We start from the raw sequence: 16104 nt of genomic DNA, 5'->3' as shown, positions 1-16104 counted from the left end.
CTGGTTCAACTGGATCTACTGGCGAAACAGGAATCACCGGCTCAACTGGACCTACCGGTGCCACAGGCATCACTGGTTCAACTGGAGCTACCGGTCCTACAGGAATTACTGGCTCAACTGGATCTACCGGTGCCACAGGCAACACAGGTTCAACTGGACCTACCGGTGCGACAGGCATTACTGGCTCAACCGGAGCAACTGGTGCAACAGGATCTACTGGTGCGACAGGAATCACTGGTTCAACTGGATCTACCGGTCCAACAGGAATCACCGGTTCAACTGGACCTACAGGTGCCACAGGAATTACTGGCTCAACTGGATCTACTGGCGCGACTGGAATCACCGGTTCAACTGGATCTACCGGTCCAACAGGAATCACCGGTTCAACTGGAACTACTGGTTCGACCGGATCTACCGGTGCGACAGGAATCACTGGTTCAACTGGATCTACCGGTCCTACAGGAATTACCGGTTCAACTGGATCTACCGGTCCTACAGGAATTACCGGTTCAACTGGATCTACTGGCGCCACAGGAATCACTGGTTCAACTGGAGCTACCGGTCCTACAGGAATTACTGGCTCAACTGGATCTACCGGTGCCACAGGCAACACAGGTTCAACTGGACCTACTGGTGCCACAGGAATCACCGGCTCAACTGGACCAACAGGACCTACAGGAAACACTGGTTTAACAGGAGCTACAGGACCTACAGGAAACACTGGTTTAACAGGAGCTACAGGACCTACAGGTGACACGGGTGTAACAGGTGTGACAGGTGTCACCGGAGTAACAGGACCTACTGGTGCAACTGGGACTGGTGGGGTTACTAATACTGCCCTTTATGCGGCTAATTCTTCAGGCCCTACAATCGTCACGGCGGCGGGTGGAACAAATATTCCTTTACCGAACTTTCAAAACATCACTGGATTTACGCAAAATGCTGGTAATACTGTCTTTACTGTTCAGCAAACAGGCAAGTACTATATAACGTATCAGGTCAATACAACAGCAGCTCTTTTGATTAATACACGGTTGCTTTTAAATGGAACAACAGCTGTGCAAGGCTCTGTTCAATCACCTGTCGTTTCCACTTCCTACCTCAATAATACGTTCATTGTGAATTTGACTGCTGGAAATACGCTTTCACTTCAATTTTTTGGAGCAGTTGTCACAGCTAATTTAGTAGGTACTGGCGGTGCAGTCGGTGCAGCCTTAACCATTATCAGACTCAGCTAATAAAAAAAGAAAGGCTTTCTCAGCCTTTCTTTTTTATGTCTTCAATCGCATGTAAACACGCTTCAATCTCATTCGATTGTAAGAGATGGAAAATCGTTTGTATTTTAGAAAAGTCTAGTTCCCACCATTTTAACGATTCAAGTTTTTCAATGGTGTGAGGAGAAAATCGATATTTCATGAGCTGTTGCGGGTTTCCGGCAACGATTGCATAGGGTGGTACATCCTTTGTGATCACACTTTGTGCCCCAATGACAGCTCCATTTCCTATACTTACTCCCGACATAATTGTTGCTCCATAACCGATCCATACATCGTGACCAATGATGACATCCCCTTTTGATTTTGGATGCCCTTCGATATGGGCAGCTTCTTTGAAGATTTGGTTAAATGGGTATGTGGTGATCCAATCTGTCCGGTGTTCACCACCAAGAAAAATTTTTACTTCGTTTGCGATGGAACAAAACTTTCCTATTTTCAGCGTCGTTTTTTCTCCCCACGTCAACACTTGAAAATCTAGTCCAGCATACGAGAAGTCACCTATTTCATATGAGCTAAGTTCACTTCTTTCGTTTAGAAACATAGCTTACCTCCTAAAAAGTGATGATCCTCGTATGTATATGCTGGTTGACACGATCACATTATGATTGGACAAGCGCTACGATTTGTTTTTTCTTCCAAACCAATTTGTAGTATCCATATTGAAGGAGTAGATTGACAAAAAACGCCGCGGGATAGCCTATCCATATGCCTTTAATGCCGAGAGACGTATAGTGTGATAGCACATAAGCTACGGGTACTTCAACGAGCCAAATCGAACAGATACTAAAGATCGTTGGCCATAGAACGGTTCCGCTTGCTCTCATGATGGCTGCAACGATTTGAGCCGTACCGAAAATGAGATAGCTCCAAAGTGTGATCACAACTAAACTATATGCAATATCAATCGTTTGCGGATCTGTTAAAAAGATTGATAAAATTTGCGGAGCAAATAGATACACGCAAATAATGATGAAACCACCTATGGCAAAGTTTAGCCCCAATCCAACTTTTATGACATCTTTCAAGCGGTTGTTATTGCCTGCTCCAATGAACTGTGCTGCAAAAATCGATACTGCAATGCCAAGACTAACAGCTGGCATTTGTACATAACTTACCACTTGATTGACAACACCATAAGCAGCTGTTGCCTGTGAGCCGTAATCATTCACAAAAGAAATAACGGCGATCTCTGATAATGAAATCAGAATCATATTGATACTTGAAGGGATGCTTAACTTCAACAACGTTTTCAATAAATGACCTTTCATCACAAGATGTTTTCTCACTGATGCATCAATACGCAATGGATGCTTTGTTTTAAAAAGATAGATATGAAGTATGATGAATGTCACAATCGTTGAAATGACGGAAGAATACGCAGCACCATACAAGCCAAAGGCCGGTAGTCCTAGCCAGCCAAATAATAGAATCGGTAACAATAAAATATTGATGCCGGTACTGATAATTAAGAAATAAAAAGGTGTTTTAGAATCACCTGTCCCACGTAAAAAGGTTGTGTACACAAAATACAGAAATAAGATCGGCATCGAAATCAGCAGAATTCTCGCATAGGACGCACTTTCCTCAATAATGTTTGCGGGTGTCCCCATTAGCTGTAAAATATCTGTTGCAAAAAATCCGCCGATAATGGCTAAACATAATCCAATTAAAAAAGTAAACGATAAAGTCGTTCCAATGATTTCTTTTAATCTTTGTTCATTTTTGGCACCATAAGCTTGTCCAATGAGTATGGAACTCCCTGACCCAATGCCAATGGAAAACGAGACAAGTAAAAAGAAAAGTGGAAAGAATGCAGAAATGGCGGCGACTGCATCCTCTCCAATCCACCTTCCGACAAGGACAATGGAAACAAGTTGTCCGATTGATTGTAAAACATTGCTTAATAAAAGAGGGACAAGAAAAATGGACATGGTTTTTACTAAAGATTGATTGTTATCTAACGACATGATGGTTCTCCTTCTCTGTTTAAAGATCCTCAGCTAAAATGCTGACAATTTGGTCTTCTATTTCTTTTCCTTTTTCGTCATCTACAAGGTGATTCAATAAAATAGAGAAAGCGAGTGTTTTCCCGCCCTTTGTTTCAATATAGCCAGAAAGTGTGCTGACGGTAGATAATGAACCTGTTTTCGCGCGTACCCTTTCAAAAGTCGCGGGTGCCTTTAATCGGTTTCTTAACGTTCCTCCGACCATTCGGTCGCTTGCTCCTGCTAGTGGGAGAGCGTGTATATAAGTCTTAAACCATTTTTCCTTTTGTATCTTTGTTAGGAAAAGAGTCAATTGGTTTGCAGATACAAGATTTATCGGGGAAATTCCTGATCCATCTCGTAGCACAGCAAGTGACGGGTCAACACCGAACGCTGGGAGTCGTTCTTTGACAACATGAAGGCCGTCCTCAAAGCTGCCTTTATTCTTCACCTGCTGACCAAGTTCCTTTAACAGGATTTCAGCATGCGTATTGTTGCTTAATTTCATCATTGGCACAAGTAGCTCTGATAAAGGCATAGATGTATGAGTGACGATTTTTTTCGCTTTTTTAGGTAGTTGGTTTGTTTTCGTCTTTCCTTTGAGCTGGATTCCTTCAGACTGTAGTGCACGTTTCATTAAATCTAGCGCATAAGTTGTTGGTTCCCACAAGGCGATCCATTGTTTTGATGCGCTAGAGTTAATTGGAATCGTCCCCTCTATCGTGATCTCGTTCGATCCGTGTGAACGCTGAAAGGAGATCTTCTTTTTCCCTCCTTCAGGCACCGTTTTCACTTTATTTATCACATGAGCGACATCAGTTTTTGGGATCATATCATAATCTGCCATCTTTCCAGCCTTTTTTCCTGGTTTGACGTCTAGAATGATCGTTCCTGCATCATAGTCGTGATTCGGTGAAGCAGTAAGAGCAGAAATTTGTGCCCCGTAGTATTGATCTTCGTCACTCCAAGGCAAGTCAATAGAATAACGTGTGTCATCGAACCACGTATCATCTCCTATAAGATGACCTCGTATCGTATGAATTCCCGCCTGTTTCACCTGTTTGGCTAAAGCAATAAAATCCTCCTCTAATAAAGTGGGGTCTCCTGTTCCTCGGAGATAAAGGTCGCCATGTAGCGTTTTATTTTGGATAAAACCGTCTGTCCATATGTCTGTAGAAAATGTATGTGTTTCACCAAGTACATCAAGGGCTATTGCAGATGTGAGGAGTTTCATATTTGAAGCAGGGGTAAGCCGGATGTCAGCTTGATGTTCATAAAGAAGTGAGGTGTCAGAAGTATCACGGACACTTATGCCACTAATAGCACCGTCTAGGTCAGGTGCTGTTCGAATCAACTCATCTAATGCAGTGATCCATTCCGTTTGTTTATCATAAGCGGTTAGTTGTTCATCTTTCATTGAAAAAGGGAGGAATAAAAGCAACATGATACACATGTGCAAAAACATGAGTTGAAAAAGACGATTCACGAAACCCCTCCTTCATTTGAAACAGGCGTAAATTTTAACAGATTATGTACATTATACACAAAAGAACGTTTGTTCTCAAAGGTTTTTTAAACAGAAATGTCAGCTTTCTTTGACGAAAACTGACAAGCCTTTTTATCGTTTTTCAGGGTTCCATCCATCAAATCCCCCAAGTACCGATTGAACTGTGATTTGACTTGCTTCACTTCTTGTTAAAATGGTAGACCATGTGACGCGGTTTGTCACGCTGCTTCCTGCTCCTGATGATCCATATTCTTGATATCGGGCTGTTTTTTCATTTTCAGGGTTATTCCAATGATGCCATCCCTCTGCCTTGATATGATCGTCCATTTTTGTATAAAGAAAGGTGACAGCAGCATGAGGTCTCCATGGGCGACCTAAATAAACCGATTGTGGATTGGCTGTTCCTCTTTCTAACGTTGAATCAATAAAAACGTAGCCGAACTTTTGTGATTCTGTGGTGGATGCAGCAGTAATATACCCGTTTCCAAGACTTTTTATTTTCGCATTTTTAAAGACAGCTGTTGCAGAGCCGAAAATAAAATCAACGGTTCCTTCGATATAGCAGTTTTTGTAATATTGTCTACCAGTCCCTGTTGCATATAGTGTATCTTGATAGCCAAGAACCCGTACTTGTTCAAACATGGCTCGATCTCCAGACACATAAAGCGCAACAGCTTGACCGGCATCTCTTCCCGCAGTATTTTGGAATGTGATATTCTTTGCATAAAAATGGTCTGCTCGAATCATTGTACTCGAACTGTTTGTCGTACTACCTGTACTCGCATTTGTATCGTCATACGTCAGAACGGTCTTGTACTGGTCTTCGCCAATAAACGAGACGTACGGTTTGGTTTTTGGCAGTAGAATCTTTTCTTGATATATTCCGTTTTTGATATAGATGGTTGTCTCCTGTTGATTGTTTTCTGGTATTGCATCAATGGCAGACTGTACGGTACGAAATGAGCCGCTTCCTTTTTGGTCAACGACAAGAACACGGTTTGTTTTGTTCTGTTGTCCAGTTGCTTCAAGTGATGCCGAATGAAAAAGGAAAAAAGACATGACTAACATAAACAATCCTTTGCCACCTTTCATAAAAACCCCCTCCTTTTTTGTTAACGCTTACAAAATTTTCAGTCTGTTTGATCTTATTCATGAACGCATGAAAAAACACCCACTGTTTTTAAATGGTGGATGTTTTTTTACTTTTCATATTTCGTCACATATATGCCTTCACCTTCAATCCATTCACAAAATAAAACATCTTTATAGGAAGAGATGTGCTGCTTTTTTAGTTGCTTTTTCAGCCACGTCTCGTCAAATCCCGCTTCCTTTAAATCTTTTTTTAATATTTCACCATCAATCATAAACGTTCTAGGTAATTTGACTTCTTTGCCGACTACGTTCACATCCTCTGCCGTCGCAGGTGCGTATTTCATTTTTGGGAGGACGCTGACAGAGCCATCTGTTTCTAAAATGGCATATTCAATTTCATTTAGCGCAAAGTGCCCTTTTGCCCGGATTAGCGTCTGTAGCTGATTGAGATCTAGCATATTTTTCTTCAAGCGATTGTAGTGAATCTTCCCTTGATCAATGACAAGTGTCGGTCTTCCTTCTAAAAAGGCTCGAATCCCTTTAAAGCGCTGTGAAAACCATTCAACTGTGTAGATGAGGACGCCCCATACCGCAACAGCAAATAAAATGTGCTGAATTTTGACTTCTGAGTCAAAAATGGCGTTTCCCACCATTTCGCCTAAAATTAGTGCAGAAATAAAATCAAACGGCGTGATTTGTGCAAATTGTGTTTTCCCTAATAATTTTGTAATAAAAAATAAGGCGAAAAACCCGATAAAGAGCTCAAGCAAAATACTAAGATACGGCACGAAGATTCCTTCCTTTCTTGCTCTATTTATATACAGCATTTACATGAAAGGAAGGATCTAAACTAGTTATGAAGGCAATAAAACAAAAACCTCATTCCCCTCCACCAATGTTTCATATGTTTTGACGCATCCATGATCTGGTGCCTGAACATTCCCTGATGAAAGATCGATTTTCCAATCATGCATTGGGCAGAACACATCATCTCCGCTTACCATTCCTTCAGCCAGAACACCGCCTTTATGAGGGCAGCGGTTTTCAATGGCTTTGAACTGCTGATTAGAGGTTTGGAAAACAGCTAATTCAAGAGTACCTGCTGCAACTGTTTTTCCTAGCTGCAGCGGAAAATCTGATAAGGTGCCAATGTGAACTTTTACAACTGAAACTGTCATATCATCTCATCCCTTCAATTGATTGATACAGAAGCCGTTGCTTTTTGAAATAATTGTTTCGTATCTTTTTGACTCTCGCGAAGCTCCTGCCAAGGCTCTTCATTCGTGGAAAGTGCGATGTCCATTCTTTGGATTAAAGCTTCTCGTTTCTCATCATCTAGAAGGACAGATTGAATATGATCTAATCCAAGTCGTTCAACCCAAGCAGAGGTTCTTTCTAAATAGTTTGCTGTTTCTCTGTAATATTGAAGGTATGCAGCTGCCACTTGCTCTACTTCTTTAGCTGTATTGACCTTCATCAATAAATCTCCAGCCCGCAGATGAGTGCCACCATTTCCGCCAGCGTATAATTCGAATCCTCCATCTATCCCCACAATGCCAAAGTCCTTAATGCCAGATTCTGCACAGTTTCTAGGGCAAGCAGAGACAGCCAATTTCACTTTGTGCGGTGTGGCAAGACCTTCGAATTTCTTTTCAAGTGCAATGCCAAGAGCCATCGAGTCCTGTGTGCCGAACCTGCAAAATTGTTCTCCAACACAAGTTTTAACTGTTCTTAAAGATTTTCCGTATGCATAACCAGATGGCATATCCAGGTCTGCCCACACTTTAGGTAAATCTTCTTTTTTGACACCTAAAAGGTCAATACGCTGGCCACCAGTCATTTTCACAAGCGGTATTTCATATTTGTCGACGACATCAGCTATTTTTCTCAGGTCATTTGCATTTGTGACGCCACCGTACATCCTTGGAACAACCGAATAAGTGCCATCTTTTTGAATATTGGCATGCAAGCGTTCATTCACAAATCTTGAGCTCCTTTCATCTTTGTACTCAAGAGGGTGAAGCATGCCTAAATAGTAGTTCAGAGCAGGTCGGCATTTTGAACAGCCTTCTTCTATCTCCCAGTCTAGTACGCTCATGACTTCCTTGATATGCTGCAGGCCCTTCTCTTTGATTTCGTGAATGACTTCATCTCGTGAAAGAGTGGTGCAGGCGCAGATGGTTTCTTTTTGAGCTGTTCGGTTCGCACCATCGCCCAACGTGTGCCAAAGAATCTCTTCAACTACGGGTTTACAGCCTCCGCATGATCGTGAGGCACTTGTACATTGCTTGACTTCCTGAAGCGTTGTTAAGCCTTCTTTTTGAATGGCATTTACAATCTGCCCCTTTGAGACGCCATTGCAGCCGCAAACGATATGATCGTTTGACATGCTTTTAATCGTGCTTTCTTGCGCCGGACCCTTTGAGGTTAGGATAGACACCTTCTCCATATCCGACATATCTATCCCTTCTCTAATGTACGAGAATAAGCGGGGCCCATCACTTGTTTCTCCAAACATGACGGCACCTACTAATCGATTTTGTTGGAAGACTAGTTTTTCGTAAATCTCTTTTTGTTCATCAAAAATTTTGATCGCTTTTTTCTCATCGTTTTCAATAAAATCACCAGCGGAAAATACGTCAACTCCTGACACTTTCAGCTGTGATGACATCACAGATCCTTCATATGGGGCAGGATTCATGTCACATATATGTCCAGCAAGCACATTCGCTTGATCGTATAATGGAGCAACAAGACCGTACGTTTGTCCCCTGTGTTCTGCACATTCTCCGACTGCATAAATGGCTGGTACACTAGTTTCCATGAAATCATTTACAATAATGCCTTGGTTCACTTCAAGACCGCTTATTTCTGCAAGCATTTTACTTGGTTTAATTCCTACAGCCATGACGACGAGATCTGTCTCAAGTGTTGTGCCATCTGAAAATGATAATCCTTCAACTCTTGTATCTCCTAAAATCTCGGTTGTCTTTTTTCCTAATAGGAAGTTCATGCCCTGTTCCTCTAATGCTTTTTGGAGAAGCTCACCTGCAGTAGGGTCTAGCTGGCGTTCCATTAAATGGGGGCAGAGGTGAATGACATTCACTTCCATCCCTAAGTTAAGTAGGCCGCGTGCCGCCTCCAGTCCAAGAAGCCCGCCTCCAATGACTGCTGCTTTTTTGTACCTGTGAGAGACATTGACCATTTCCTCTGTATCTTGCAATGTCCGAAAGCCCGTCACACCTTTTTTATCGCTTCCTGGAATCGGCAAAATAAACGGAAGTGATCCTGTAGCTAAAATCAACCGGTCATAACGTACGGTGCGTCCTTGATCACTGGTGACTGTTTGGTTTTCTGTATCGATCTTCACAATGGTTTCATTTGTAAACAACTGAATATCATGCTCCTGATACCAGTTCCAATCGTTAAGTGTAATATCTTTTGCCTTCGTATCTCCTTGAAGCACCTTCGATAAAAGAATCCGGTTATAGTTAGGATATGGTTCGCTTCCAAATACCGTCATCTCGAATCGTTCGCTGTCAATTTTTAAAATGTTTTCGAGGCTTCGAATACCAGCCATACCATTCCCCACTAATACGAGTCTTTCTTTCATGATAAAACACCCCTCAAGTGATCATTTTTAGAAAGTACCATCATTTAAACATAGATATAAAATACATGTTTTGATTTCTCACATAGTCTGGCGACGATACAGGACAGTTCCTTCGCCAACTCTTTCCATACTGTGTGAACGACGGCAAATTTTGCACAACTATCATAATGTGAGCATTCATTTTTTAATCTTCGTTCGGTTCATAGGTCATGCCAGAATAATCAGATTCTTCATCTTATATTACGGCTCACTATTTCTCTTCTGCGGGTGAAAAAGTTGCATTTGCCGCTAAAACACAAATGGGATATGTTGCTACTTTAAGCGTAACGCGCCCTTTTACGTTTGTCACGGTACCTTCAGCCTTTAAATATGACGAAGTAAGTAAAATTACATCTTCTGAATCATAAAAAGCCATGACCACTCTTTGGTCATGGCTTTTCTTAATATGTGTAAACACCCTTTGTTTGACCTATTTTGGTAGAACCGTACTCCCCATTAAATACCGGTCCACCTCATGTGCGACTTGTCTGCCTTCGTTGATTGCCCAAACGATGAGACTTTGGCCGCGTCTTGCATCTCCCGCTGCAAATACGCCTTCTCTATTTGTTGTATACTCCCCATACTTTGCATCAATGCGATTGTTTTTGCTGTCCAACCCAAAATGTTTGACTAATGGTTGTTCAGTTCCCTCAAAGCCAATCGCTATGAAGACAAGTTGAGCTGGCCATACCTTTTCTGTTCCTGGAATTTCATGAAATTCAAATATCCCATGTTCGTTTTTCACTTTTTCCATTTGAATGGTATGAAGCTCTGTTAATTTCCCTTTGTGATCTGACGCAATTTTTGTGGTTTGAATGGAATATTGACGCGGATCTTCTCCGAATATCGCTTCTGCTTCTTCATAAGCATAGTCTAACGAAAAGACATATGGTTGTTCGGGCCACATGTTATCCCCTACACGTGAATCTGGAAGTTTTGGATGCTTCCCAAATTGAACAACACTCTTTGCTTTTTGGCGAAGTGCCGTTGCTACGCAGTCAGCACCTGTATCTCCCCCGCCAATCACAATCACGTCTTTTCCTTTCGCATCAATAAAATTCTTATCTTTAAATCCTGAATCGAGCATGCTTTTTGTAGCAAGTGTTAAATAATCCATGGCGAGGTGAATTCCTTTTGCTTCTCGTCCTTCAATTAATAAATCACGCTGCTTTTGTGCACCTGTACAAAGAATGACCGCGTCAAATGTCTCTTTTAGTTCATCAGCCGTTATATCCACGCCAATCTCTGTATTCGTCACAAAATCAATGCCCTCTTGCCTTAAGAGGTTCACTCTACGCTCAACGACTTCTTTGTCGAGTTTCATATTTGGAATGCCATATGTGAGCAGTCCGCCAAGACGGTCAGATCGTTCGAACACAGTAACCGCGTGTCCTGCTTGATTTAATTGGTCTGCACTTGCCAATCCTGCTGGTCCAGAACCAACAATGGCGATTTTTTTCCCTGTCCGGCTTGAAGGAATTCTTGGTGTGATCCAGCCATGTTCAAACCCTTTATCAATAATTGTGCGTTCTATATGTTTAATCGACACTGCCGGATCATTAATTGCAACTGTACAAGACCCCTCGCAAGGTGCTGGACAAACTCTCCCAGTAAATTCAGGAAAGTTATTCGTTTTTTGTAGCCTTTCGAGTGCTTCTTTCCATCTCCCGCGATATACAAGGTCATTCCACTCTGGAATTAAATTGTAGATCGGACAGCCAGAAACGCCCGACTTCAGCTCAATCCCCATTTGACAAAACGGTGTACCGCAATCCATGCATCTAGCGCCCTGCTGTTTTAATGATTCATCTGTGTAGATAGAAGCGTATTCTTTCCAATCATTTTGTCGAGTGAGAGGGTCACGTTCATTTGGCTTTTCTCTGTTAAATTCCATAAAACCTGTTGATTTCCCCATTGTCCTCTCCCCTTTCTTAATGAGCGAGGGCTGCCTTTTGCCCGTTTGTCGTTTTTTTGACTTGTGGTTTCGTACTTGCTTCAAAGGCAAGCATGACAGCTTCTTCATGACTGAGACCTGCTTGCTTTTGCTGTTCAATGCGCTCAAGCATCATTTTGTAATGTCTCGGGATGATTTTGATCAAACGATTCTTTTCTTTATCCCAGCTTTCCAGTATTTGAAACGCCTTTGAGCTATTCGTATAGTCTACATGCGCTTGAATCATGTGTTTGACATCATGTTCTTCCTTCTGATTCGTAAGCTTTTCAAACATGATCATCTCTGTGTTACACATTCTTTTAAACTGTTTCGCATCTGACGTATGCACATAAGCTACACCGCCTGACATCCCTGCGCCAAAGTTCTTCCCGACATCCCCTAAAATGATGACGCGTCCGCCTGTCATGTACTCACAGCCGTGATCACCAATCCCTTCAACGACAACATTCACACCTGAGTTCCGTACAGCAAATCGTTCACCAGCGCGTCCGTTAATGTAAGCTTCTCCGCTCGTCGCACCGTAGAACGCCACATTTCCAATGATCACATTGCCACCGCTATTTTGTGTAAAACGATCAGTTGTTTTTACGATCATTTTCCCGCCTGATAATCCTTTGCCGACATAGTCATTTGCATCGCCTGTTAGATGTAAGGACATGCCTTTTGGAACAAATGCGCCAAAGCTTTGACCGGCTGACCCAGTGAATCGTAGTGTGATCGTATCTTCAGGGAGCCCTTCCTCTCCGTAGCGCTTTGACACTTCACTACCCGTTATCGTTCCAGTAGCGCGGTTGATATTGCGAATATGAAGTGATAAGTCTACGGGTGTTTGATTGGTCAACGCTTCCTGAACATTTGGAAGAATCTCCTTCACATCCAGTGATGCACCTATTTGATGATTTTGCGGTGTTCTGAATGTCCGAGCGCCATCTGGTTGATAAAGTAATGTGTCTAATTGAAGCTGTTTTGCTTTCCAGTGCGCTTTTGCTCGCTCACTGACTGTTAATACATCTGTCCGTCCAATCAACTCATCGAGAGATGTAAAGCCTAGTTCAGCTAACAATTCTCTGACTTCTTCCGCAATATACATCATAAAGTTCACGATGTGATCGGGATTCCCCGTAAATTTTTTGCGAAGCGCTGGGTTTTGTGTGGCCACACCGACGGGACAAGTATCCAAATGACAAGCTCTCATCATCACGCAACCTAATACAACGAGTGGTGCTGTCGCAAAACCATATTCTTCTGCTCCTAGAATCGCCGCCATGACGACATCGCGTCCTGTCATTAACTTTCCATCTGTTTCAAGTACTACTCGCTCACGCAAACCGTTTAAGACGAGGGTTTGATGTGCCTCTGCCAAACCGAGCTCCCAAGGGAGTCCAGTATGTTTAATACTCGTTTTCGGTGAAGCTCCAGTTCCGCCATCGTATCCACTGATGACAATGACATCTGCGGTGCCTTTTGCGACACCAGCTGCTATCGTGCCGACACCTGCTTTGGACACAAGCTTCACACTAATGCGGGCATCTCGATTGGCATTTTTCAAATCATGGATCAGCTGTGCCAAGTCCTCGATTGAGTAAATATCATGGTGCGGGGGTGGTGAAATGAGACCAACACCCGGTGTAGAGCCGCGAACATGTGCCACCCACGGATACACTTTATTTCCTGGCAGTTGTCCGCCTTCTCCTGGCTTTGCCCCTTGTGCCATTTTGATTTGTAATTCATCGGCATTGACTAAGTAATGACTTTTAACACCAAATCGTCCAGAAGCAATTTGCTTAATGGCACTTCTTCGATCATCACCATGTTCATCTATCGTGAATCGTGCAGGATCTTCCCCGCCTTCTCCGCTATTACTTTTTCCACCGATTCGGTTCATCGCAATGGCAAGCGCTTCATGTGCTTCCTTGCTTAACGAACCGAATGACATCGCACCCGTTTTGAAGCGCTTCACGATGGACGCGGCTGATTCAACATCCTCCAGTGGAACGGGTTTTTGTTTCGAAGAGAAAGAAAATAGATTTCTTAAAAATCCAATTCTTTCTTCATCCGCTGCCTTTGTGTATTGTTTAAAAAGGCCATAGTCTTCGTTCCGGCATGCCCATTGAAGCGTATGGATCGTTTTTGGATGAAACGCATGGTGCTCTCCATTTTTTCTCCATTGAAATTCACTGCCTGATTCTAGTGTTTGATCAATCGATTCTAGATAGCCCGCTTGGTGGCGAAGCTTTGCTTCATATGCAATTGTGTCAAGATCAATCCCGCCAAGCTGTGTTGCTGTTCCTGTGAAATAGGCATCGATGACGTCTTCGCTTATCCCGACTGCTTCGAAAATTTGTGCACCTCTATAGCTTTGCACAGTGGAAATCCCGACTTTAGACATGACTTTGACGACACCCTCAGTGACGCTTTTGCTATACTTTGTGACGGCTTCATCAAAGCTCATAGAAATGGTCTTATCCGCAATGAGTTGTTTATACGTTTCATACACCAAATATGGATAAATAGCATCTGCCCCGTAACCAATCAGTGCAGCGAAATGATGCACCTCTCTGACTTCTCCTGATTCGACAATGAGGCTCACTTTTGTTCGTAAGCCTTGGCGAACGAGGTGCTGATGAAGAGCACTTAATGCTAGAAGTGGTGGAATTGGCACCTGATTCGCTGACATGTGACGGTCTGAGAGGATGATGAATGAGACGCCTGCACGAATGGCTTTTTCCGCCTCTTCAAACATTCCATCAAGCCCGCGCTTTATATCATCCGTAAATAATGTGTGAATCGTTTTGCTTTTAAACGCATTATGAACAATTGTTTTCAAACCATTGAAATGCTCGCTCGTCAAGACTGGTGTGTACAGCTTGATTCTCCGGCATGAATATTCGTTCGGATGAAGAATGTCTCCCTCGGCTCCTAACCATGTCATGGTCGAAGTGACAAGCTGCTCTCGAATGGCATCAATAGGTGGATTGGTGACTTGGGCAAACAGTTGCTTGAAATAATTGAACAGTGACTGTGCCTGATCTGACAGCACAGCAAGCGGTGTATCACTCCCCATTGAACCAATTGGGTCCTTCCCTTCCTCAAGTAAAGGAATGAAATACTTTTGAATCTCTTCGTACGTATAATGGAAAGCCCGTTGGCGTGTCAGTAAATCTTTCATTATAGTAGAATTTTCTGACTTTTCTCCAGTTGGATTGACATGAACCATTTCTTCATCAAGCCATTTTTGGTAAGGGAGCTCATTTGAAATGGTAGACTTGATTTCTTCATCAGAAATCATTCTGCCTTCTTCTAGATCGATTAATAGCATCTTTCCTGGCTCTAAGCGATCTTTATATTTGATCTCTTCTTCATTGATGTCAATGACACCGACTTCAGAAGAGAAAATGATGTGATCATCATTTGTGACATAGTACCTTGCAGGTCTCAATCCATTACGGTCTAAGATGGCACCGATTTGCACACCGTCAGTAAAAGAAATGGCTGTTGGTCCATCCCACGGCTCCATCAAAGAACTATGGAATTCGTAAAACGCCCGTTTCTCTTTAGACATGTGTGTATTCTCTGTCCAAGGTTCTGGAATGAGCATCATGGCTGCATGTGCCGGTGAGCGGCCTGCAAGAACAAAAAACTCAAACGCATTGTCTAAAATGGATGAATCACTTCCGTCTGCATTCAGCACTGGTAAAATCTTGTCGAGATCTTCTCCGAAGGCCTCAGACACGAATTGTTGTTCTCTTGCTCTCATCCAATTGATGTTACCTCTTAATGTGTTAATCTCTCCATTATGAATCAAATAACGATTTGGATGCGCTCTCTCCCAGCTAGGAAATGTGTTTGTACTAAACCTGGAGTGAACAAGTGAAAATGCAGAAACAAATGTTTCATCCTGTAAATCAAAATAAAAATCATCGACTTGATTGGATGTTAATAACCCCTTATAGACAATCGTTTGACTTGAAAGACTGACGAAATAAAATGACTTTTTTTCTTGAATCCCCCAATTTTCCGCCTGTTTTCGAATGACATATAACTTTCTTTCAAATGATAAACGGTCTAACACGTTTTCATTGGCGGCAATAAACACTTGTCTAACCACTGGACAGCTTTTCTGTGCAATTGTGCCAATTTTCTCTGGATCGATAGGAACGGTTCTCCAGCCAATGAGTGTTTGCCCTTCTTGTTGAATGAATCCATTGATTGTCTGTTCGATGGACTGACGCGTTTTTTCATCATCATCTTTTGAAAAGAAGACCATACCTACTCCGTAACGGCCCTTTTTAGGTAGTGAGAATTGCTTGCAGTTCTTTCTGAAGAAAGCATCTGGCAGTTGGACCATTAAACCTGCTCCATCTCCTGTAAACGGATCACTGCCTTGCCCGCCGCGGTGATCAAGCTGGCACAGCATTTGCAATCCTTTTTTGACGATGTCATGTGTTGCTTTTCCTTTTAAATGGGCATACAAGCCAATTCCACATGCATCATGTTCAAACTCAGGACGGTAGAGACCTTGTGATTTTGGCAGTTGGTTATACGTCATCTTTTCTCTCCCCCGTTTTAAAAGATCCGTTTTTTTGTCAGTCGTAAAATCTCACAAACTCTGTGATTTATTTTAAGTTTTCAAATTG

General features: G+C 42.5%; 10 protein-coding genes. 1 reads left to right on the top strand and 9 read right to left on the bottom strand.

Annotated features, from left to right (window positions below):
- On the top strand, positions 1–1238 hold a 1238-nt coding region (locus tag AB1K80_RS12285; protein WP_412856906.1), incomplete at its 5' end, for a BclA C-terminal domain-containing protein.
- 19 nt (positions 1239–1257) lie between these two features.
- On the opposite strand, the gene AB1K80_RS12280 is transcribed toward AB1K80_RS12285, so the two are convergent.
- The 9 genes from AB1K80_RS12280 to gltB all read right to left on the bottom strand — a co-directional run bounded on the left by AB1K80_RS12280 (position 1258) and on the right by gltB (position 16016).
- On the bottom strand, positions 1258–1818 hold the full coding sequence (locus AB1K80_RS12280) for a CatB-related O-acetyltransferase (RefSeq protein ID WP_412856905.1): 561 nt from the start codon (positions 1816–1818) through the stop codon (positions 1258–1260).
- 58 nt (positions 1819–1876) lie between these two features.
- Entirely contained in the window at positions 1877–3244 is a 1368-nt protein-coding gene (locus AB1K80_RS12275; protein ID WP_412856904.1) for an MATE family efflux transporter, read from the bottom strand.
- A 19-nt stretch (positions 3245–3263) separates the two neighbouring features.
- A complete protein-coding gene (gene dacB, locus AB1K80_RS12270; RefSeq protein WP_412856909.1) occupies positions 3264–4727 on the bottom strand; it encodes a D-alanyl-D-alanine carboxypeptidase/D-alanyl-D-alanine-endopeptidase in 1464 nt (487 codons plus the stop codon).
- 153 nt (positions 4728–4880) lie between these two features.
- Entirely contained in the window at positions 4881–5861 is a 981-nt protein-coding gene (locus tag AB1K80_RS12265) for a pectinesterase family protein (RefSeq protein WP_412856903.1), read from the bottom strand.
- A gap of 107 nt (positions 5862–5968) precedes the next feature.
- Positions 5969–6649, bottom strand: a complete 681-nt coding sequence (locus AB1K80_RS12260; protein WP_412856902.1) for a DUF421 domain-containing protein — start codon at positions 6647–6649, stop codon at positions 5969–5971.
- 66 nt (positions 6650–6715) lie between these two features.
- Positions 6716–7039 carry a nitrite reductase small subunit NirD gene (gene nirD, locus AB1K80_RS12255; protein WP_412856901.1) on the bottom strand — a complete coding sequence of 108 codons (324 nt, stop codon included), beginning with the start codon at positions 7037–7039 and terminating at the stop codon, positions 6716–6718.
- A 14-nt stretch (positions 7040–7053) separates the two neighbouring features.
- Complete coding sequence (nirB, locus tag AB1K80_RS12250) at positions 7054–9474, bottom strand: nitrite reductase large subunit NirB (RefSeq protein WP_412856900.1); 2421 nt, start codon at positions 9472–9474, stop codon at positions 7054–7056.
- A 469-nt stretch (positions 9475–9943) separates the two neighbouring features.
- Positions 9944–11428, bottom strand: coding sequence for a glutamate synthase small subunit (gltD, locus tag AB1K80_RS12245; protein ID WP_412856899.1), 1485 nt, complete (start codon positions 11426–11428; stop codon positions 9944–9946).
- A 16-nt stretch (positions 11429–11444) separates the two neighbouring features.
- Positions 11445–16016, bottom strand: a complete 4572-nt coding sequence (gene gltB, locus AB1K80_RS12240) for a glutamate synthase large subunit (protein WP_412856898.1) — start codon at positions 16014–16016, stop codon at positions 11445–11447.
- Between the last annotated feature and the right edge of the window lie 88 nt (positions 16017–16104).

Origin of the sequence: Bacillus sp. 179-C3.3 HS (assembly GCF_047229225.1) — a bacterium.
Lineage (GTDB): Bacteria > Bacillota > Bacilli > Bacillales > Bacillaceae > Bacillus.
Note: the sequence above shows the minus strand (reverse complement) of the source record. Positions and strands in the feature narration are given on the sequence as shown.

Bases quoted from the DNA above. Each gene is read 5' to 3' on its own strand.
- dacB (WP_412856909.1), bottom strand. From the start codon at position 4,727: ATGTTTTTGCACATGTGTATCATGTTGCTTTTATTCCTCCCTTTTTCA.
- AB1K80_RS12275 (WP_412856904.1), bottom strand. From the start codon at position 3,244: ATGTCGTTAGATAACAATCAATCTTTAGTAAAAACCATGTCCATTTTT.
- gltD (WP_412856899.1), bottom strand. From the start codon at position 11,428: ATGGGGAAATCAACAGGTTTTATGGAATTTAACAGAGAAAAGCCAAAT.
- nirB (WP_412856900.1), bottom strand. From the start codon at position 9,474: ATGAAAGAAAGACTCGTATTAGTGGGGAATGGTATGGCTGGTATTCGA.
- AB1K80_RS12280 (WP_412856905.1), bottom strand. From the start codon at position 1,818: ATGTTTCTAAACGAAAGAAGTGAACTTAGCTCATATGAAATAGGTGAC.
- nirD (WP_412856901.1), bottom strand. From the start codon at position 7,039: ATGACAGTTTCAGTTGTAAAAGTTCACATTGGCACCTTATCAGATTTT.
- gltB (WP_412856898.1), bottom strand. From the start codon at position 16,016: ATGACGTATAACCAACTGCCAAAATCACAAGGTCTCTACCGTCCTGAG.
- AB1K80_RS12265 (WP_412856903.1), bottom strand. From the start codon at position 5,861: ATGAAAGGTGGCAAAGGATTGTTTATGTTAGTCATGTCTTTTTTCCTT.